We start from the raw sequence: 17,587 nt of genomic DNA, 5'->3' as shown, positions 1-17,587 counted from the left end.
TCCATTGCGCAAGCGATCCGCCTGCCCCGTTCACTGCATTTCAAACCGGAAAGGTGGTCCGGCCAAAATCAGCGACCCGCGGATGCTATCAATAAACCCGCCCATTCCGCAACCGAGGGTTTTTTCGGATATCGATCGATATATTGATCTATGTCAATTGACAAAAAACACCCGGAAGCGGCCGAAAACCCTTGAAAAATCGGTGCGGAATGGCGTTCGAAGTCACAGCGCAGCGACAGGAGGCCCGTCTGGCGGAGGTTCGGGAAAATTAATTTCCAATGCGAAATTTTGATTATTAACCGCCCATTCCACAGAACCTCATGAGGGCCTCATCGAATATATTTATCCTGATGCCGCCACATTTTAACGATCCGGGAAATTATCGCGAACGGCACGTCTCCACAATAGTACAAACCCTAAATGCAAAGCGCGCCAACCCATTGATTTGATTCACAAAACTTACATTTGCATTTCAATGCGCCGCCGCAAAATCGCATAATCCACTCAGAATCTTGCGGCATGCGCTCATCCATTATTTCCAATCCGAAATCAGGAAAACTTCCGGCATCCCACCGATTTTTCCCAAAAATCGCCGATGCGATTTACCGCTCGCCGCCACGACACCGTCGCATCCATGCACCACTCGCCCGTGGCGCGTTCCGGACCCATGAAAGGCGATGGTATGCTCGCTGCCTTGCCGCCGGCCTGATGCGCACCATCGGCACCCAACGCGGCGCACGGCGTGCTGGGCAGCGCCGCGCGCAAGTCCGGTGGCGCTGCCGCGACCCGCGGCCCACACCCGTCCAGAACCGAAAGAACCGACCATTCGGGGGAGATCAAAGAGAATGAAGAGCTTCACGCAAGCCGCCAAGGCCGCCACCCTTAGCCTGATCGCCGGCGCCGCCGCGCTCACGTTCGCCACCGGCGCCGCACAAGCGGCCGAGACCGCGACCGTGGAAGTGCTGTCGATCGTCGAGCACCCCGCGCTGGACGCGATTCGCGACGGCGTGCGCGACGAGCTGAAAGCCGCCGGCTACGACGCCGGCAAGAACCTCAAGTGGGAATACCAGAGCGCGCAGGGCAACACCGGCACGGCCGCGCAGATCGCCCGCAAGTTCGTAGGCGACAACCCTAGCGCGATCGTCGCGATCGCCACGCCTTCGGCACAAGCCGTGGTGGCCGCAACGAAGTCGGTGCCCGTGGTCTACTCGGGCGTGACCGACCCGGTCGCCGCGCAGCTCGTGAAGACGTGGGCGCCGAGCGGCACGAACGTGACCGGCGTGTCCGACAAGCTCCCGCTCGACAAGCAAATCGCGCTGATCAAGCGCGTGGTGCCGAACGCGAAGAACGTGGGCATGGTCTACAACCCCGGCGAAGCGAACTCGGTCGTGGTCGTCAAGCAGCTCAAGACGCTGCTCGCGCAGCAGGGCATGACGCTCAAGGAAGCGGCCGCGCCGCGCACCGTGGACATCGGCCCGGCGGCGAAGAGCCTGATCGGCAAGGTCGACGTGATCTACACGAACACCGACAACAACGTCGTCTCGGCTTACGAGGCGCTCGTGAAAGTAGCCGACGACGCGAAGATTCCGCTCGTCGCCGCCGATACGGACAGCGTGAAGCGCGGCGCCGTCGCGGCGCTCGGCATCGACTACAGCGACCTCGGCCATCAGACCGGCAAGGTGGTCGTGCGCATCCTGAAGGGCGAGAAGCCCGGCGCGATCGCATCGGAAACCAGCAACAAGCTGCAACTGTACGTGAACCCGGCCGCCGCGCAGAAGCAAGGCGTGAAGCTCTCCGACGACCTGCTCAAGGACGCCACGACGGTCGTGAAGTAAGGCGCGACGTTACCGCGTGACAGCGCGCGGGCCGTCGCGTCACGGCAATGCGCCCGCCTCGCGCGGCGCGTTGCCGATCGGAAACGGCGTGGAAGTACCGCCGGGAAACCGCGGAAACACGCCGCCGGAACGCGACTCAAAAGCACGCCGCAACAGCACAACGCAAGAAAGACGCTACAACGCAGTCGAGCCGTAAAAAACGTACCGGCCCAGAACGGGCCCCCGCGTCCGCCGGCGCACGCCGCCTCACCCAGGCTGCGCGTGCCGGCGGCGACCGATCCGGCGCAGCGACCACGACCCGCGCGCCGCAGACCGCAACAGGATTTCCCCATGTCCCTCTACTCACTACTGGGCGCGCTCGAGATCGGCCTGATCTTCAGCCTCGTCGCCCTCGGGGTGCTGATCTCGTTTCGCATCCTCAACTTCCCCGACCTCACCGTCGACGGCAGCTTCCCGCTGGGCGGCGCCGTAGCCGCCACGCTGATCGCCAATGGCCACGATCCGTTTATCGCCACCTTCTGCGCGATGATCGCCGGAGCGCTCGCAGGTTTCATCACCGGCTGGCTCAACGTGCGCCTGAAGATCATGGACCTGCTCGCCAGTATTCTCATGATGATCGCGCTCTACTCGATCAACCTGCGCGTGATGGGCGCGCCGAACGTGCCGCTCATCTCCGAGGCCACCGTCTTCACGATGATCCAGCCCGCGTGGCTGCCCGATTACGTGCTGCGCCCCCTCGCGCTGTTCGTCGTGGTGCTCGCGGCCAAGTTCGGCGTCGACTGGTTCTTCTCCTCGCAATACGGCCTCGCGCTGCGCGCGACGGGCGCCAACCCGCGCATGGCGCGCGCCCAGGGCATCGCCACGGGCCGCGCGACGCTCGCCGGCATGGCGCTCTCCAACGCGCTCGTGGCGCTCGCGGGCTCGCTCTTCGCGCAGACGCAAGGCGGCTCGGACATCTCGATGGGCATCGGCACCATCGTGATCGGGCTGGCCGCGGTCATCATCGGCGAAAGCATTCTGCCCGCACGCCGCCTCGTGCTCACGACGCTCGCGGCCGTGCTCGGCGCGATTCTCTACCGCTTCTTCATCGCGCTCGCGCTCAATAGCGACTTCATCGGCCTCAAGGCGCAGGACCTGAATCTGGTCACTGCCGTGCTCGTGACGATCGCGCTCGTGCTGCCCGCCACGCGCAAGAAACTTTTCGCCCGCAAGAACGGGAGGGCCTAAGCGATGCTCAGCGCACAAGACCTCAAACTGACTTTCAACCCCGGCACGCCGATCGAAACACGCGCGCTACGCGGGCTCACGCTCGAGATTCCCACGGGCCAGTTCGTGGCCGTGATCGGCTCGAACGGCGCGGGCAAGTCCACCTTCCTGAACGCCATCAGCGGCGACCAGATGGTGGATAGCGGCAAGATCACCATCGACGGCAACGACGTCACGAAGAAGCAGGCATGGGACCGCGCGCATCTCGTCGCGCGTGTGTTTCAGGACCCGATGGCGGGCACCTGCGAGGCGCTCACGATCGAAGAGAACATGGCGCTCGCGATGGCGCGCGGCAAGCGCCGCGGCTTCGGCCCGGCGCTCAAAAAGCAGGACCGCGAACTGTTCCGCGCCAAGCTGAGCCTGCTGAATCTCGGCCTGGAAAACCGCCTGACCGACCGCATCGGCCTGCTCTCGGGCGGGCAGCGCCAGGCCGTGAGCCTCCTGATGGCCTCGCTCCAGCCCTCGCGCATCCTGCTGCTCGACGAGCACACGGCGGCGCTCGATCCAAAGACCGCCGCGTTCGTGCTGGAGTTGACCGCACGCATCGTGGAGGAAGCGAAGCTCACCACCATGATGGTCACGCACAGCATGCGCCAGGCGCTGGACTACGGCCAGCGCACCGTGATGCTGCACCAGGGGCAGGTGGTGCTGGACGTGTCCGGCGACGCACGCCGGGGTCTCGATGTGCCGGACCTGCTGCGCATGTTCGAGCAGACGCGCCACGAGAAGCTCGACGACGACGCGCTGCTGCTGGGCTGAGCGCCGGCACGCGCCAAATGAAAAAACCCGCCACCTTACCGGTTGGCGGGTTTTTCATTTTCCGGCAATTAATCTGGATTCCGAATAAACTTTTGACGACCAGGCCGTGCCGGGTTCAAGCCGATTTCGAATACTTGAAGGTGCCCTGCGCGCTTGCAATCAGCAGGCGGTCGTCCACCCAGGCCTCCGCGCGGGCGAAGAAAATCGAGCGGCCGCCGCGCTCCAGAAAGCCCTTGGCGCGCACGAACTGCCCGAGCCCCTTGTCGAGATAATTGGTGGTGAGCGAGAGCGTGAAGCCATGGCGCTTGGGCGCGTCGGGCTCCGCGAACAGGCCCGCATAGCCCGCCGCCGCATCGAGCAGCGTGGCGATCGCCCCGCCTTGCAGCACGCCCTGGCGGTTGAGCTTCGAGGCGTCGATCGGCATGAGCAGTTCCGCGTACCCCTCGCGCCATTGCGTAACGCTCACGCCGAGCGTTTCGAGGAACGGATTGTCGACGGCGAATTGCGGCATGCTGCGGTCTCCTTGATGATGTCGATGAGCGGTGTCGATGCGGCCCGGCGCCTTGCGCACGCCATTCGCGCGCGGGCTACGATTCGCGCGCGGACCACGTCGCGTCACACCGGACCAAGCCAGGCCGGAGCCGGAGCCGGAGCCGGCTGTCGATTATAGGACGCAGCACCCGGCACCGCAGCGCGCCCTCACGCAACTGTGCACTGTTCAGAGAAAATCCGCGCAACTGTACATGGTTTTATATGCGGCCCGGAAGAACACTATACTTTTCCCCGCCGCCCACGTGGGCGCATTTCTCCCCAGCACCGCAAAGGAACCCATCATGACCGACAACACGCGCCCCACCGACTCCCTGACCCACCAACGGGCGGCGGCGGCCGCCGCGGCGTTGCCGGTCTCCTGCCCGAGCGTGGATCCGCTCACGAGCATCCTGCCCGAGGAGCCGCTGCTCATGATGGGCGCGGGCCCCGTGCCCATTCCGGACGCCGTCGCGAAGGCCAACTCGGTCGTCATCAATCACCTCGGCGACACCATGGCGCGCGTCATCGACCAGGTGAAGACCATGGCGCGCTACGTCTTCCAGACGCGCTCGAACTGGGTGCTCGGCGTGGCCGGCCCTGGCTCGGCGGCCATGGAAATGGCGGTCTCGAATCTCGCCTGGCCGGGCACGCGCGTGCTCTCCATCGTGAACGGTTTCTTCAGCGCGCGGATGGCCGAGATGGCGCGGCGCGTCGGCGCCGAGGTCGCCACGCTCGAGATGGCCGACCGCGAGATCGTCTCGCTCGATACGCTCGCGCAGGCCATCGAGCGCACGCGCCCCGAGATCGTCACCGTGGTGCACGGCGAGACGTCCAACACGGTCTGGAACCGCCAGTTGCAGGACATCGTGCGTGTCGCGAAGACCGTGGGCGCGCTCGTCGTCGTGGACGCGGTCTGCACGCTGAGCACGATGCCGCTCGACATGGACGCTTGGGGCATCGACGTGGTGATCACCGGCGGCCAGAAGGGGCTCTCGTCGATCCCCGGCGTCTCGCTGATCGCGTTTTCCGATGCCGCGTGGGAGCGCGTGCGCGAGCGCACCGTACCAAACACGCATTGGTGCCTCGACGCCATCCTCGCCGAGAACTTCTGGCACAACGCGGGCTATCACTACACCGCGCCCGTCTCGGGCGTGCTCGCACTGCACGAGGCGTTGCGGCTAGTCTGCACGGAGACGCTTGAAAAGCGCTTCGCGCGGCATCAGCGCTGCTCGCTCGCGCTGCAGAGCGGCGTGATGGCCCTCGGCCTCGAGCTCTACACGCCCGAAGCGTGCCGTCTGAACTCGGTGGTCGGCATCGCGTTGCCCGCGAGCGTCACGCCGCGTGACGTATGCAACCATATTTCGCGGCAGTACCAGGTGGAGATTGCCGGATCGTTCGGACTCCCCATCGTGCGCATCGGGCAGATGGGCGAGCAATGCCGCGAGCACCATTTGTTTCGCACCGTGCACGCGCTCGGGCGCACGATGTGCGACCTGGGCGCGGACGTGGATCTGCCTGCCGGCGTGGCCGCGCTCGAAGAATCGCTTTCGGCGGCCGGGCACCGATGAACGAAGCCGCGCGCTCCGGGCGGAGCGCCACTGGCAAAGCATTTCGGGCCGGGCGCCCCGGGCGGCCCGCGACTGGCGGAGCGTTTCAGACCGTGCGGCCCGCCACTGCCAGGCCGCGCCCTACGCGCGACGCGCCCTCACGCAGAGAAACGCCGGCGCGAGCGCCAGCTCCGCATGGAGCCTGGGCGCGACCGCCTTCATCTCGGGCTGCGGCAGCGGTTCGACCAGCTGCTCGATCACCCAGCCGTTCGCGGTGAGCGCATTGACGATATCGGCAAGCGGCCGGCGGTACGCCTCCACGTAGGGCTTGGGCTCGCCGAAGCCGCCCCAGTGCAGGCCAAAGCGCGTGGTCTCGAAGTACGAGCGGCCGCCGCGCGTGCGCGTATCGATCCAGTCGCGCATGGGATGCGCCATCGAGAACACCAGCAGCGCGCCGGGCCGGGCCACGCGCCGGAACTCGGCGAAGGTGGGCGTGAGGTGCTCCACATAGTCGAGCGCGAGCGAGCAGACGATACGGTCGAACTGGGCGTCGGCGAGCCACGCGAGCGGCTGGCCCAGATCGCCTTGCGTCACCTCCACCGGCAGGCCCGCGCAACGCGACTTCGCCAGCTCGACCATCGCGGGCGTCACGTCGAATGCATGCACGCGCGCCCCCGCGCGCGCCAGCTCGGTGCTGACGATGCCGGGCCCACAACCCGCATCGAGCACGCTGAGCCCCGCCACCTCACCGAGCAGCGCGGCAGTGGCTGGGCGCTCGTAGAGCGCGTTGTGCGGCTTTTCCGGCGCGATTTGCGCGTAACGCTGCGCGAACTGCGTGTAGTTCGCGCGGCCGGGCAGCTCGGGCGCGGCGCTCGCGCCGGGCACCGGTTCGGCGTGATCGTCGGACGTGGAAGCAGCGCTATCGTGAGGGACTTTGTCGTTTGAGTCGTTCTGCATGCTGGCGTGACGGCGGTAAGCAAAAGCGCTATTGTCCCGCGTTTTTCCCCACATTGCGCACGCTCAGTTCCAGCCCCCGCTTCACGCGCGCGATATCCACCCCGCCCGCGCCCGGCACATCGGCGAGCGGCATGAAGCGCGCGGGCGTGTGCAGCAGATAGGCCTGCAACTCGTCGATCACGATGCGGTCCGACGGGTCGTAGCCCATGCTCGTCAGCTCTTCCGTGAGCGCTTCGCGCTCCGTGTAGGTCAACTGATGCCACCAGAATGTGCGGCAGGCCTCGGCATAGGCGGGGTCGGAGAAGTAGCGCCAGTGCCCGAGCTCATGGCTCAGGATGGCCGCGCGCACCTCGGTGTCGATCACCTCCCCCGCGGGCCCCGTTCCCGTGCCCGGAATCGTGACGAGGAAATCATGCGCCGACGCGGCCTGCCACGTCATCCCGCCCTCGCCCGCTTCCTGCCGAATGAGGCCCCATTGCGCGAGCAGCGTCTGCAACGCGCGCTCGCCTTCGGTCAGGCTCACGTGCTGCCGCTGCGCCACGTCGAAGAACTGCGCAATCCGCGCCGTGCTGAAGTTGTTACCCGCCGTGAGGCCCGCCGGATCTTCGCCGAAGCGGCGCGCACTCGCGACAATGGCGCTCATCGACACCACGCGGTCGCGCGGCATGTCGCGCCGCTCGACCAGCGCCACGACACGCGAGAACATCGCGCCCTGCGCCGCGAGGCTCGGCGCGTGCATCACGTACAGGCCGGGCTGGTCCGTGATCGCGTAGAGCCTCAGCGTGGGGCCCAGCGGCAATGCGCCAGCAAGCTGCGCGAGCGGCAAGTGCACGACTGCGGGATGCGGCGCGAACGCGTCGGCGAGCTGGGCGCTCAACGCGCCCGCTGACATCGGCGTGCCGGCCGCGATCCCATGGGATGTCACGAGACCGGCGCACAGGCACACTAACGTTGCGTACGCAACGTTCGCGATACCCATGCGCGGGCGCGACCCCGCACCCGGCAATCCGCTTGACATGCGCAAGAGCGGCACGGAGTTCAGTCGGTCACGGTCACGATCGTCACGCGGCGATTTTCCGGCGCCGCCGGATTGCGCGTATTAAGCGGCTCGGTCGAGCCCTTGCCCACCGCGCTCAAGCGCTCCGCCGCAATGCCGTCCTGCTGCGTGAGATAGTCGACCACGGCCTGGGCGCGCTGCTGCGAGAGCGTCATGTTCGCATCGGCATTGCCGCGCGGATCGGCATGGCCCTCCACGCGGAACCGGAAGGCGGAGAGCTTGTCGGATTGCAACGCACGCGCGACCTTGTCGAGCGCGCCGCGCGCCGTGCTCGTGAGGTCCGTGGAATTCGTGGCGAAAGTAATCAGCATTTGCGCCGATGGGGCCTTTTCAGGCCGCTTCGCCTTCGCCGACATCGCGCCCGGCTGCTGATTCGACAGCACGAAGCCACGCGTGAGCACGTCGCCGGTCGTCTCGTTCGGCGTGAGCGCATTGGTGATGGACTGCTCGGTGATGTCCTTCTCTTTCATCACCTGAGCATGAGCGGGGGTCTGCATCGCGCCCGCGATCGCGACGGCGCAGCAAGCGAGCGTGGCGGGCCACACACGCCGCAGCCGCGCTTGCGAGACATTCTTCGTGAAAGCCAACATGTCATCTCTCCATTGAATCCAATCTTGCGCCATGGCGCGGCCTCGCTATTGCGCGGCCAGTTTGAGCCTCAATCGCGGCGCAGCGCGATCGCCGTCTGCCACGGCGCCTGCGCGACGTCGAGCAGGTCCGCGAAACGCGGCCCATCGAGCAGACCCTGTGCGATGCGCAGCGTTGCCGGAACCGCGTCCGATCCTTCGCTCCACCACACGCTCTCGCCCACCGCCGCGCGGCTGGCCAGGCACTCGCCGAGCCCGACACCAGGTTCTTCGCCCTCAGGCACACAAGCATAACGCCAGGGCGCGCCGTCGTCCTGCCCGAATCCATCGAGCGCCGCCACCTGCTCGTCGAAGCGTTCGAGATCGAAGGATGGCGCCAGTGTCGACAGCGCAAGCCCTGTCGCCGCATCGAACCACGCCTGCGCGCCGCGCAGCCAACCCGCGAGCAGCGCCTGCGCCATCGGCCGCGCGAGCGTGAACGGGAAATACCGGCCCACGCGGTCCACGCCCGGCATCAGCACGCCCACCCAGGCCTCCTCGCCGCACAGCGCCGCGCCCAGCGCGAAATACCACACCGGCGCGTTCAGGTAGAGCGGCAACCACTGCGCGCCATAGCGCGAGCGTGCTTCGAGCATGCCGGCCTGGAGGCTGCGGTCCCACGGCTCGATAAACGCTGCCGGCAGCCGCCGCGCCACAAAATCGCCGTGCGTGCGCACCTTGCCGAAGAACCCCGTCTCGCTCATAGATGATCGGGACAACGGAACTGATCGATCATGCCGCGCCGGAACGGGTTCGTCACACTGCTCGCGTCCAGCTCGAGCTGCGCGTGCCGGCCATCCGAGACGAAATCGATCTTGAACCGGTCGGGCTGGCCCATCTGCTGCAATTGCGCCTTGTCCATCAGATGCAGGAGCGCCCACGGACCGTCGGCGCGCGGCGCGTCGCCGTTGCCGGGCGGCGCGAATTCCACGTGCGCCTGCCCCGTGCCCTTGCCGCTCGGCCACTGGAAGCCCATGCCCTCGTTCGCGCCCGGCTTGGCGACCCATTGCGTGCCATCCACGTCGAGCGTGAATTGCGTGATCGACGGATCGATCGCGATCGGCTTGACCGTGAAGCGCACCGAGACGTCGCGCCCGCCCGCGCGGAACAGCGCATCGCGAATCTGCGCGGCGCGCTGGAACTGCACGAGCACATCGTCTGGAATGCCAAGCGATTCCGTGCCCGGCCGCCAGCGCCACACGGGCCCCGACATGTCGACGAAGTTCTGCAGATTCTTCTGGAAGAAGTCGTCGATCAGGCCACCCGGGGCGAGCAGGCGGCCGAAGTCGTCGGGCGCGGCGTCGCGCGTGGAGCTGCGCACGAGCGGATAGCGCCCGTCGAGCGCCTGCTTGCACAATTGCCCGACGTTCGCGAGCCAGAGCGCATTCAGGCGCGCGCGCTCGCCGCCCGCCATCAGCGCCGTGGCGCCGGTCGCCACGTCGTTCGCGACCGCCGCCAGCGGCGCGGGCGCGCCCTGCGAGGCGAGCTTGAGCTTGCCGATGGCGTCGCCGGGCGGCGGCGCCAGGCCCTGGCGGCGCGCGGTGTCGGCGGCCTGGAGGTAGGTGGCCGCGTCCTTGAGCGCCGCGAGCTGCGTGTCGAGCGGCGCGGGCCCTTGCGCACCGGGCTTGCCCACGAGGTCGTGCAGCGCCTGAAAATGCGCATCGACGGGATTGACCTGTGCAGGTGCACCGTTGGCCGTGTCGTCGGGCGTGTTGCCGATCGCGCTCTCCAGCTTCTTCTTCATCGCCTCGATCTTGCCGTTGATGAGCGCCCCCGCCTGCGCGCCAATCGTGCCGCCTTCGTTGATGCTGCCGAGCGTGGTCTCCTGCGCCGCCGCCACCATGACCGCGCGCAGCGGCGAGTCGGCATTGCCGAGCGCGTAGGCCACGCGCGCGCCCTTGTCCACGCCGTCGAACGGCACCACGTCGATATCGCCGAGCAGCGCGTCCCACTGGCGGATGTATTCGTCGTAGTAAAGCTGCGTCATCGCCGTCTTGAGGTCGTTGGCGGCCGCGGGCGTGAGCACCTGCTCGTCGCGGCCGAGCACCCAGTTGTCGCGCGCCACGTCGAGCACCGCGGCGTCGCGCAGCGCGAGAAACTTGCGATAGCCCGCGAGCGTGAATGCGCCGGGCACGCCGCGCGTGAGCGGCGCGCCGCTCTTGCGCACCAGCACGAGCGCCGCGTTCTGGCCGCCCGCGGCCGCCACGCTGAAGTCGGGCAGATGCTGGGCGTCGAGATCGCGCCGCACGCTGTCGAACATGCGTTGCGCGAGCGGCATCTTCGCGAGGTTCGTGCGCGCTTGCTGGATCAGGCTCTTGTCGAGCGGCAGCGAGGGGTCGAAGAACGCGGGCTCGAACAGCGCCGCAAGATGGCCGTCGATATCGTTGCGCTGCGCGTCGCTCGCGTCGCGCAACGGGCCGCGCTGCCAGTCGACATCGGCCCACAGGCGCACCGCATCGGCGTCGTAGTGCGACGGGTCGCCGAGCATCAGGTAGGCGCGCAGCACTTCGTACTGGAACTCGCCGTTGTTCGCATCGCCGCGCCGCAACTCTTCTTCCATGCGCCGCACCACGAGCGGCAGCAGCGTTTGCCCGAGCAGCCGGCGGTAGCTCGCCTGCGCCTCGAGCCCGAGCTTGTCGCCCTGGTAGAGCCCGAGCCGCGAGAGCCACGGCACGCTCGCGTTGCGCTGCGCGTAGCCGCCCGGCAAGTCGCGCGCGGCGTTCAGGAGCGGCAGCAGCGCGAGCGGGTTGTCGGTGGGCGGCGTGGCCTGGGCTAGCTGCTTGAGCGCGTCGACCTGTTGCGCCGCGTGCTCCACGTAGGCTTCGTTGCGCTGATAGCTGATGAAGAACGCACCGAGCGCGAGCACCGTGAACAGTGCGATCGCGCCGAGCGCGATGCGCTGCAGCCACGCGCGGCGCTGCTCCAGCCGGCGGTTGGTGCCCGCAACCCCGGACTCGTGAAAGATCACGTCACGCAGGAGCCGCGTGATGAAGTACGCACGCCCCGCCGACGCATCGGGCAGCACGACCTGCTGCTGCAGACCGAGCGCCGCGGCCACGGCGCTCATGACACGGTCGATCGGGCGCCCTTCCTGCGTGCCGCTCGTGAAATAGACGCCGCGCAACAGCACCGGCTTCTCGTAGCGCGATGCGCTGAACGCGTCGTTCAGAAAAGCCTGCACGACGCCTTCGAGGCCCGCGAACTGCTGCGGGAATCCATAGACGAGCGCGCGCCGCCGCGTGTCCGTCTCCTGCTGCATGCGATGCAGCACGCGCGCCTGCAAGCGTTTCTCCAGCGCGTCGAACTGCGCCGGGAACTGCGCGAGCACGTCGTTCGGACTGCCTGGATTGCCTGGAGTGGCACCGCCATCCTCGTCGAAGGCGAACGTCACGCCCCAGACCTGCTCGCGTTCGTCCCGGCCCAGGTCGTCGAAGAACTCGGCGAACCCGGCCAGCAAATCGCACTTCGTCACCAGCACATAGACCGGAAAGCGCGTGCCGAGGCGCTCATAGAGCTCCTTCAGGCGCTCGTGCACGGCCGAGGCCTGCAACGCGCGCTGGGTGTCGGAAAGCTGCAGCAGATCCTGCGCCGAGACCGCCACGATCACGCCGTTGAGCGGGCGGCGCGGCCGGTACTTGCGCAGCAATTGCAGGAAGCCGCCCCACGCGGCCTGATCGGCGGCCGCGAAGCTGTCCTGCGTGGTGAAGCGGCCGGCGGTGTCGAGCAGCACCGCGTCGTCGGTGAACCACCAGTCGCAGTTGCGCGTGCCGCCCACGCCGCCCACCGCCTGGTCGCCCAGTTGCGTCGAGAGCGGAAATTTCAGGCCCGAGTGCGTGAGCGCCGTGGTCTTGCCGGTGCCCGGCGCGCCCACGAACATGTACCACGGCAGCTGGTACACGTACTGGCTCCCGAAGCGTCCCTTCACGCGCGACTTGCGCAGAATCGCCATGGCCTCTTCGAAGCGCTTGCGCAGCGCGGTCACGTCGGCGTCCGATTGCTCCTTGCCCGGCGCCGCCTGTTTCGCGCCCTCGGCCACCACGCGCGTGAACTTCACGTTGGCAAGGCGCACGCGCAGCCAGCGCACGAACCAGTAGAGCGCCCATAGCAGGAACAGGATCGCGATCACGAACCAACGGCTCGTGCCCGATTCGAGCGGCGCGCTGCCCGCCCATGCGAAGAGCGGCCCCTCGATCCAGACGATCAGCGCGAGCGCGAGCACGCCTAGAAACGACAGCACGATCGTGCGTCGCAGCCAGTCCACCAGCTTCTTGATCATGGTGTGGCTCCCGGTGCGAGCACGGCAATGTCCACGCGGCGATTACGCGCGCGGTTGGCGGCGCTGTCGTTCGGCGCGATGGGCTCGGTATCGCCGCGCCCCTCGGCGGTGAAGCGCGCGGGCGTGCCGGCGCGGGCGACCAGCAGGTCCTTGACGGTCTCCGCGCGCGCCTGCGAGAGATGCCAGTTGGACGGGAAGCGCGCGGAAATGAGCCGCTGATTGTCGGTGTGGCCCGTGACCACGACGTTGCCGCGCACGTCCTTCAAGGCGTCGCCGATGCGCTGGATGATCGGCAAATACGTGGGCGTGAGCTCCGCGCTGCCCGAAGCGAACAGGCCGTCGCCATTCACCTCGACGATCGTGCGGTCGGGCTGTGTCGTCACGCGCACGAGGCCCTGCGCGATCTCGGGCGCGAGGAATTGCGCGAGCTTGGGCGCGGGCTTGGGCGCGGCCTCCATCTTCGCCACGAGCACCGGCGGCGGCGCGACGCGGATCGCGTGCAGCGCCTGGAACACGCTGTCCGATGCGTCGTTGAGCCGGAAGCTCAGTACCAGATGCGCAACCACCAGCACGACACACGCCACGGCCGCCGCCACCCACAGCGGCACCAGTTGCAACAGCGGCTTGCGCTCCACGCTCACGGGCTGCCATTGCGGCGAGAGCTCGCGCTCGACGGCGCCGCGCTGCGCGCGGATCATCTGTTCGAGCCGCTCGCGCACCGCGTCGAGCTGGGTTCGGCCGCCGTCGATGAGGCGGTAGCGCCCTTCGAAGCCGAGACCGAGTATCACGTACATCAGTTCGAGCACGTCGACGTTCGTGCCGGGGTTCTGCGCGAGCCGCTGGAGAATCAGGAAGAAGCGCTCGCCGCCCGAGGCCTCGTTATGGAAGGTCACGAGCAGGCTGCGGCTCGCCCATGCCCCCGCGCCCCAGGGCGTGCTCGAAATCGCCTCGTCGAGGAAAGTGCACAGGCAATAGCGCGACGCGCCGAGCTTTTCGTCGTCGTAGCCGCTCGCGCGCCCCTGCGTCTCGAAGGCCCGCATCATCTGAATCAGTTGTGTACGCAACTGTTCCAGGTCGGGGTGCGTGGGTAGCTGGCGCAGCGGCAAGGCCAGATCGATGAGCGGATTGGCCGCGCGCAGCAGCGGATTCAGGCCGCCTGCGTCGGCGGGAATCGGCGCGACGGACGACGCCGCGGCCACGAACGGCGCACGCGCGCCGCCCGGCGTCGGGATCAGGATCGTGGCGCCGGGGTCGGCGCTCATGCGTGGGTCGTCGGGTGACACGGTGCACGTCCTCCTCAATCGATGGCGCCGCTGCGCCAGACGCAAGCGCCTATCGGCGGATCGCCCAGAATTCCATCGCGAGGCCGGGAAACTCACCCGCGACGTGCAACGCCATGCCCGCCGAAGCCGCGAACTGCTTCCACAGTTCGTTGCCGCGGTCGAGCTCGAAATATGTGAATCCCGCATGGAACGGCAACTGGCGCGGCGCCACGGGCAGCGCCCGCAAGCCGATGCCCGGCAGTTGCAGATTCACGAGGTCGCGGATGCGCTCGATCGGCCCGATCTTCACTTGCGGCGCGAAGCCGGTGAGGATGGCTTCGGCCGGCATTTGCGCGCGCACGGCCAGCACGAAGTTGGCCGAGGCGAACAGGTTCTTGTCGGGCACCAGCGCGACGCGCAGGCCGAACTTGCGCTCTTCGAGCGGAATGGGCACCGCGTGCGGGTCCATGACCATGCTGAGCGCCGCGCGCAAGTCGTCGATCACGGGCGCGAAGGTCTCGCGCAAGCGGTCGTGCCGGTAGACGGGATACGCGTTGGGGCGCTTGTTCTTCTGGCTGAAGGTGGCCAGCTCGCCCGCGAGCTGCACCACCATCCGATAGAGCGCTTCGGGATGCAGCCCCGTCATCGTGGCGAAATGCGCCGCGAGCGGTTCCGCGCGGTTGATCAGCTCGAGCAGCAGGAAGTCGGAGACTTCGGCCACGCCCGTCACGCCCGGCTGCACGAGGCGCGCGGCCAGCGCCTCGCCGCGCTGGTGCAGGAGGCCCACGAGGTCATCGGCGAAGGCGCGCAAACGTGACGCCACGCGATAGTCGAGACACGGCGGGCTGTAGTCGGCTTCGAGCACGACGCGGTTGTCGGGCTGCCGCTCGATCACGCGCGCCACGCCAAGCGTGGCGTAGGCATTCGCCACGTCGGGCTCCAGCGCGAGGCGCACGCGCAGCTTGCCGATTTCCACGAGCGCCGCGCTCGCGTTCGGATCGTTGCTGTCCGGCACTTCGGCGTCGGCGCGGCGATGGCGCGCGAAATTCTCTTCGCTTTCCTCATTGCCTGTTTCCGGCACGCCGGGGCGGCGCACCGGCAGCGCGAGCGTGACGAGCATGCTGCGCGTGCCCTCGGGAATGTCGAGCGGCTCGGGCAGGTCGTCGTCACCAGGCAGGTTGAACGGCGTGCCGTCGGGAAACACGCCCGCGCAGGAGAGCAGCGCGAGCTTGCCGAGCTTGAGCAATTGCTCGTCAATCTCGAGCGCGGCGAAGCCCCAGGCATAGGGGCACAGGCCGCCCGCGCGCGTCTCGAGCTGCGCCTGCAGATAACGGTCATGCTGCTGCATATGATGCGGCTGCAGAAACATGCCTTCCGACCAGATGACTTTGCTGTTCCAGGACACGTTGTTCTCGTCGTCGTATGGTTGAGGAGGCGACCGCCGGCGCTCAGGTCAGGCGGGCCCCGTTTTCGGTTTCGTCTGCGCGTCCTCGCCCGTCGTTCTGCTCGCTTCGCGCGCGCGTTGCATGGCGTCCACCTGCGCTTCGTAGGCCTCGTTGAAGGCCTTGCCGAAGAGCTTCTGGAAGTCGTCCTCCGCTTCGCGCGCGATGCCTGCACGCAACTCGACGAAACGGTCCCAGAGCTTCGCCTTGCGGTTCGAGAGCACGCGGTCGAGCACGCCCTGCTCGCTCAACTGCGCTTCGAGCGTGGCCGGGTCGAACCGCGCGAGCACGTGCGAGAGCGCCGCGCGCATTCCCACTAGCACGGCCAGCTCGTGCGATTCGATGTCGACGAACGCGCGCGCGACCGCCTCCGCGGGCGGCAGGTAGCCCTGCGCGCGGCCGGTGAGCATTTGTGCGAGCGCGCTGTCCACGTCGGGGAAGAACTTGAGCGGGTTGTTGTCGCGCTCGACGATGAGCGTGGTGTCGAGCCGCGCCTCGCGCTTGGTCATCGAGCGCGCGCGCAACACCGCCATGGTCCCGCGCAGCGAATCGCGCAGCATCGCGCCGACGAGCCGCGCGAGGTCCGCGGCGGGCAGGTTCGGCGCGCGCCCGGCGTCGAGTCCCAGGCCTTCGAGCAGCGCGGCGAGCATGGCCTGCTCGTCGGTTGAAACCGGCGCGGCGGCCGCAGGCGCTGCCGCGCGTGCGGTGGGTTGCGGCGCGGGCGCGGGCGCGGCCGGTGCTGGCGTGGGTATTGGCGCAGGTGCCGGCGTGATGCCCGGTGCAGCGCCTGGCGTGGCCTGTCGTGGTGGCGTCGGCGCCTCTTCGGCCTTCGCTTGCACGGGAGGCGGCGGCTCGGGCTGCGATGGCGCCGCAGGCGCGAAGATTTGCGTCACGGAAGGCAGCAGCTCGCGCGGTGCCGCCTGGGCCGCCGCAGCGGGCTGCGCCGGCGGCGCGAAAGACCCTGGCGACGCTGGCGCGGCCGGCGCAAAGAGATCGTCGAACGGCGTCGCGCCATGCGGTGCCGCATCGCCCAACAAGCTCGCGGGCAAACCCGTCGGCCCGCCTGCGCCCAGGCCGAGCGGATCGGCCGCGCCAGGCATGGCGGCAAACGCAGGCAACGAAGCCGGCATCGGCGGCGGCATGAGCGGCGGCACCGGCGTCATGGCAGGCGCCACGTGGGGAGAAAATGCGCCGGGCGTCGCTACGCCGGGCGTCGCCACGCCGGGCGCCGCCGCACCAGTGGTCGGCACCTGCGCAGGCGCCGCGCTGCCGCCCGACTCCCACTGCGCCAGGGCGTCGGCCAATGGATCGTAGTCCGCAGGAATGCCACCGGCTCCAGACAGCGAGGCAGGCGACGCGGCAGGCGTAAGCGCAGGCGGCGTGAGCGCCTGCAGCTCGGGCGCAACGTGGTCGCTTTCCGATCCCGCATAGCCGGGCCGAGCGACCACGCGCTCATCGGTGCCGAGGCACGCCGCGCCGAGCGCATCCAGCCGGCCGGCGCCGGCCGCAGCGGCACCCGTGCCGCCCGCCTGGCCATAGCCGCCCGGCGCAAACGGGTTCACCAGCGGGTTCTCGGGCAGCGTCAGGTCTTCAGCCTCGGGCGCACCTCGCAGCACCTGCACGCCCGCGAGCGGATCGTGCCCGAACGGTCGCGCCTCGTCCTGCGCCGCGCCCTCTGCCAGCGCCACCTCCAGCAAATACGCGCCTATCATCAACTGATCGCCATGCGCGAGCCGCGCCTCGCGCGTGCCGCCCAGCGCGCGCTGGTTCAGCACGCTCGGATTGGCGCCGAGGTCGCACAGCAGATACTCGCCGCCACGGCATTCCACGCGCGCATGCACGCGCGAGATCGCGCGCTGCTGGTCGGGCAGCACGAGCGTGCAGGTCGTGGCGCGGCCGATCGTGCCGCCGTCCGGCCCGAAGCGCACGGCGATCGGTTCGGCGAGCGGCTCGTCGTTGTACTTCGCCACGCGCAGCGTGAGGATCGGATTGGTCAGTTGCATCGCGTTACCCAGGTCTCCCCCGTCAT

13 protein-coding genes are annotated in these 17,587 nt (G+C 68.1%); 4 read left to right on the top strand and 9 right to left on the bottom strand.

Annotation, left to right across the window (positions count from 1 at the left end; genetic code table 11):
• Positions 1-845: 845 nt before the first annotated feature.
• The 3 genes from E1956_RS17240 (at position 846) to E1956_RS17230 (ending at position 3,860) form a co-directional block, all read left to right on the top strand.
• Entirely contained in the window at positions 846-1,835 is a 990-nt protein-coding gene (locus tag E1956_RS17240; protein ID WP_134751304.1) for an ABC transporter substrate-binding protein, read from the top strand.
• A 330-nt stretch (positions 1,836-2,165) separates the two neighbouring features.
• A complete protein-coding gene (locus E1956_RS17235) occupies positions 2,166-3,062 on the top strand; it encodes an ABC transporter permease (RefSeq protein ID WP_133193160.1) in 897 nt (298 codons plus the stop codon).
• A 3-nt stretch (positions 3,063-3,065) separates the two neighbouring features.
• Positions 3,066-3,860, top strand: a complete 795-nt coding sequence (locus E1956_RS17230; protein ID WP_134751302.1) for an ABC transporter ATP-binding protein — start codon at positions 3,066-3,068, stop codon at positions 3,858-3,860.
• Between the two features lie 115 nt (positions 3,861-3,975).
• Here E1956_RS17230 and E1956_RS17225 read toward each other — a convergent pair whose 3' ends face one another.
• On the bottom strand, positions 3,976-4,371 hold the full coding sequence (locus tag E1956_RS17225) for a PaaI family thioesterase (protein WP_134751300.1): 396 nt from the start codon (positions 4,369-4,371) through the stop codon (positions 3,976-3,978).
• A gap of 322 nt (positions 4,372-4,693) precedes the next feature.
• Here E1956_RS17225 and E1956_RS17220 point away from each other — a divergent pair, with 322 nt between their 5' ends.
• Positions 4,694-5,959, top strand: coding sequence for a pyridoxal-phosphate-dependent aminotransferase family protein (locus tag E1956_RS17220; RefSeq protein WP_134751298.1), 1,266 nt, complete (start codon positions 4,694-4,696; stop codon positions 5,957-5,959).
• A 120-nt stretch (positions 5,960-6,079) separates the two neighbouring features.
• Here the strand turns inward: E1956_RS17220 and E1956_RS17215 are convergent, their stop codons facing one another.
• The 8 genes from E1956_RS17215 to tagH all read right to left on the bottom strand — a co-directional run bounded on the left by E1956_RS17215 (position 6,080) and on the right by tagH (position 17,561).
• The gene (locus E1956_RS17215; protein ID WP_134751296.1) at positions 6,080-6,895 is read right to left on the bottom strand and encodes a class I SAM-dependent methyltransferase; all 816 of its coding nucleotides are present in this window, start codon (positions 6,893-6,895) and stop codon (positions 6,080-6,082) included.
• A 28-nt stretch (positions 6,896-6,923) separates the two neighbouring features.
• Complete coding sequence (locus E1956_RS17210; protein ID WP_134751294.1) at positions 6,924-7,874, bottom strand: hypothetical protein; 951 nt, start codon at positions 7,872-7,874, stop codon at positions 6,924-6,926.
• Positions 7,875-7,933: 59 nt separating this feature from the next.
• Positions 7,934-8,542 (bottom strand): OmpA family protein, encoded by a 609-nt coding sequence (locus tag E1956_RS17205; protein WP_232071681.1) that lies wholly within the window; start codon positions 8,540-8,542, stop codon positions 7,934-7,936.
• Between the two features lie 68 nt (positions 8,543-8,610).
• On the bottom strand, positions 8,611-9,282 hold the full coding sequence (tagF, locus tag E1956_RS17200) for a type VI secretion system-associated protein TagF (protein ID WP_134751292.1): 672 nt from the start codon (positions 9,280-9,282) through the stop codon (positions 8,611-8,613).
• On the bottom strand, positions 9,279-12,854 hold the full coding sequence (tssM, locus tag E1956_RS17195; RefSeq protein WP_134751290.1) for a type VI secretion system membrane subunit TssM: 3,576 nt from the start codon (positions 12,852-12,854) through the stop codon (positions 9,279-9,281). The genes tagF and tssM overlap by 4 nt, the downstream gene beginning before the upstream one ends.
• Positions 12,851-14,116 (bottom strand): DotU family type VI secretion system protein, encoded by a 1,266-nt coding sequence (locus tag E1956_RS17190; protein ID WP_167760051.1) that lies wholly within the window; start codon positions 14,114-14,116, stop codon positions 12,851-12,853. Before E1956_RS17190 ends, tssM begins: the two co-directional genes overlap by 4 nt.
• A 70-nt stretch (positions 14,117-14,186) precedes the next feature.
• Positions 14,187-15,521: a type VI secretion system baseplate subunit TssK gene (tssK, locus tag E1956_RS17185; RefSeq protein ID WP_134751286.1), complete on the bottom strand. Its 1,335-nt coding sequence runs from the start codon at positions 15,519-15,521 to the stop codon at positions 14,187-14,189.
• A 48-nt stretch (positions 15,522-15,569) separates the two neighbouring features.
• The gene (gene tagH / locus E1956_RS17180; RefSeq protein ID WP_232071679.1) at positions 15,570-17,561 is read right to left on the bottom strand and encodes a type VI secretion system-associated FHA domain protein TagH; all 1,992 of its coding nucleotides are present in this window, start codon (positions 17,559-17,561) and stop codon (positions 15,570-15,572) included.
• Between the last annotated feature and the right edge of the window lie 26 nt (positions 17,562-17,587).

Origin of the sequence: Paraburkholderia pallida (genome assembly GCF_004524855.1) — a bacterium.
GTDB lineage: Bacteria > Pseudomonadota > Gammaproteobacteria > Burkholderiales > Burkholderiaceae > Paraburkholderia > Paraburkholderia oxyphila.
This window is presented reverse-complemented; position numbering and strand designations above follow the sequence as displayed.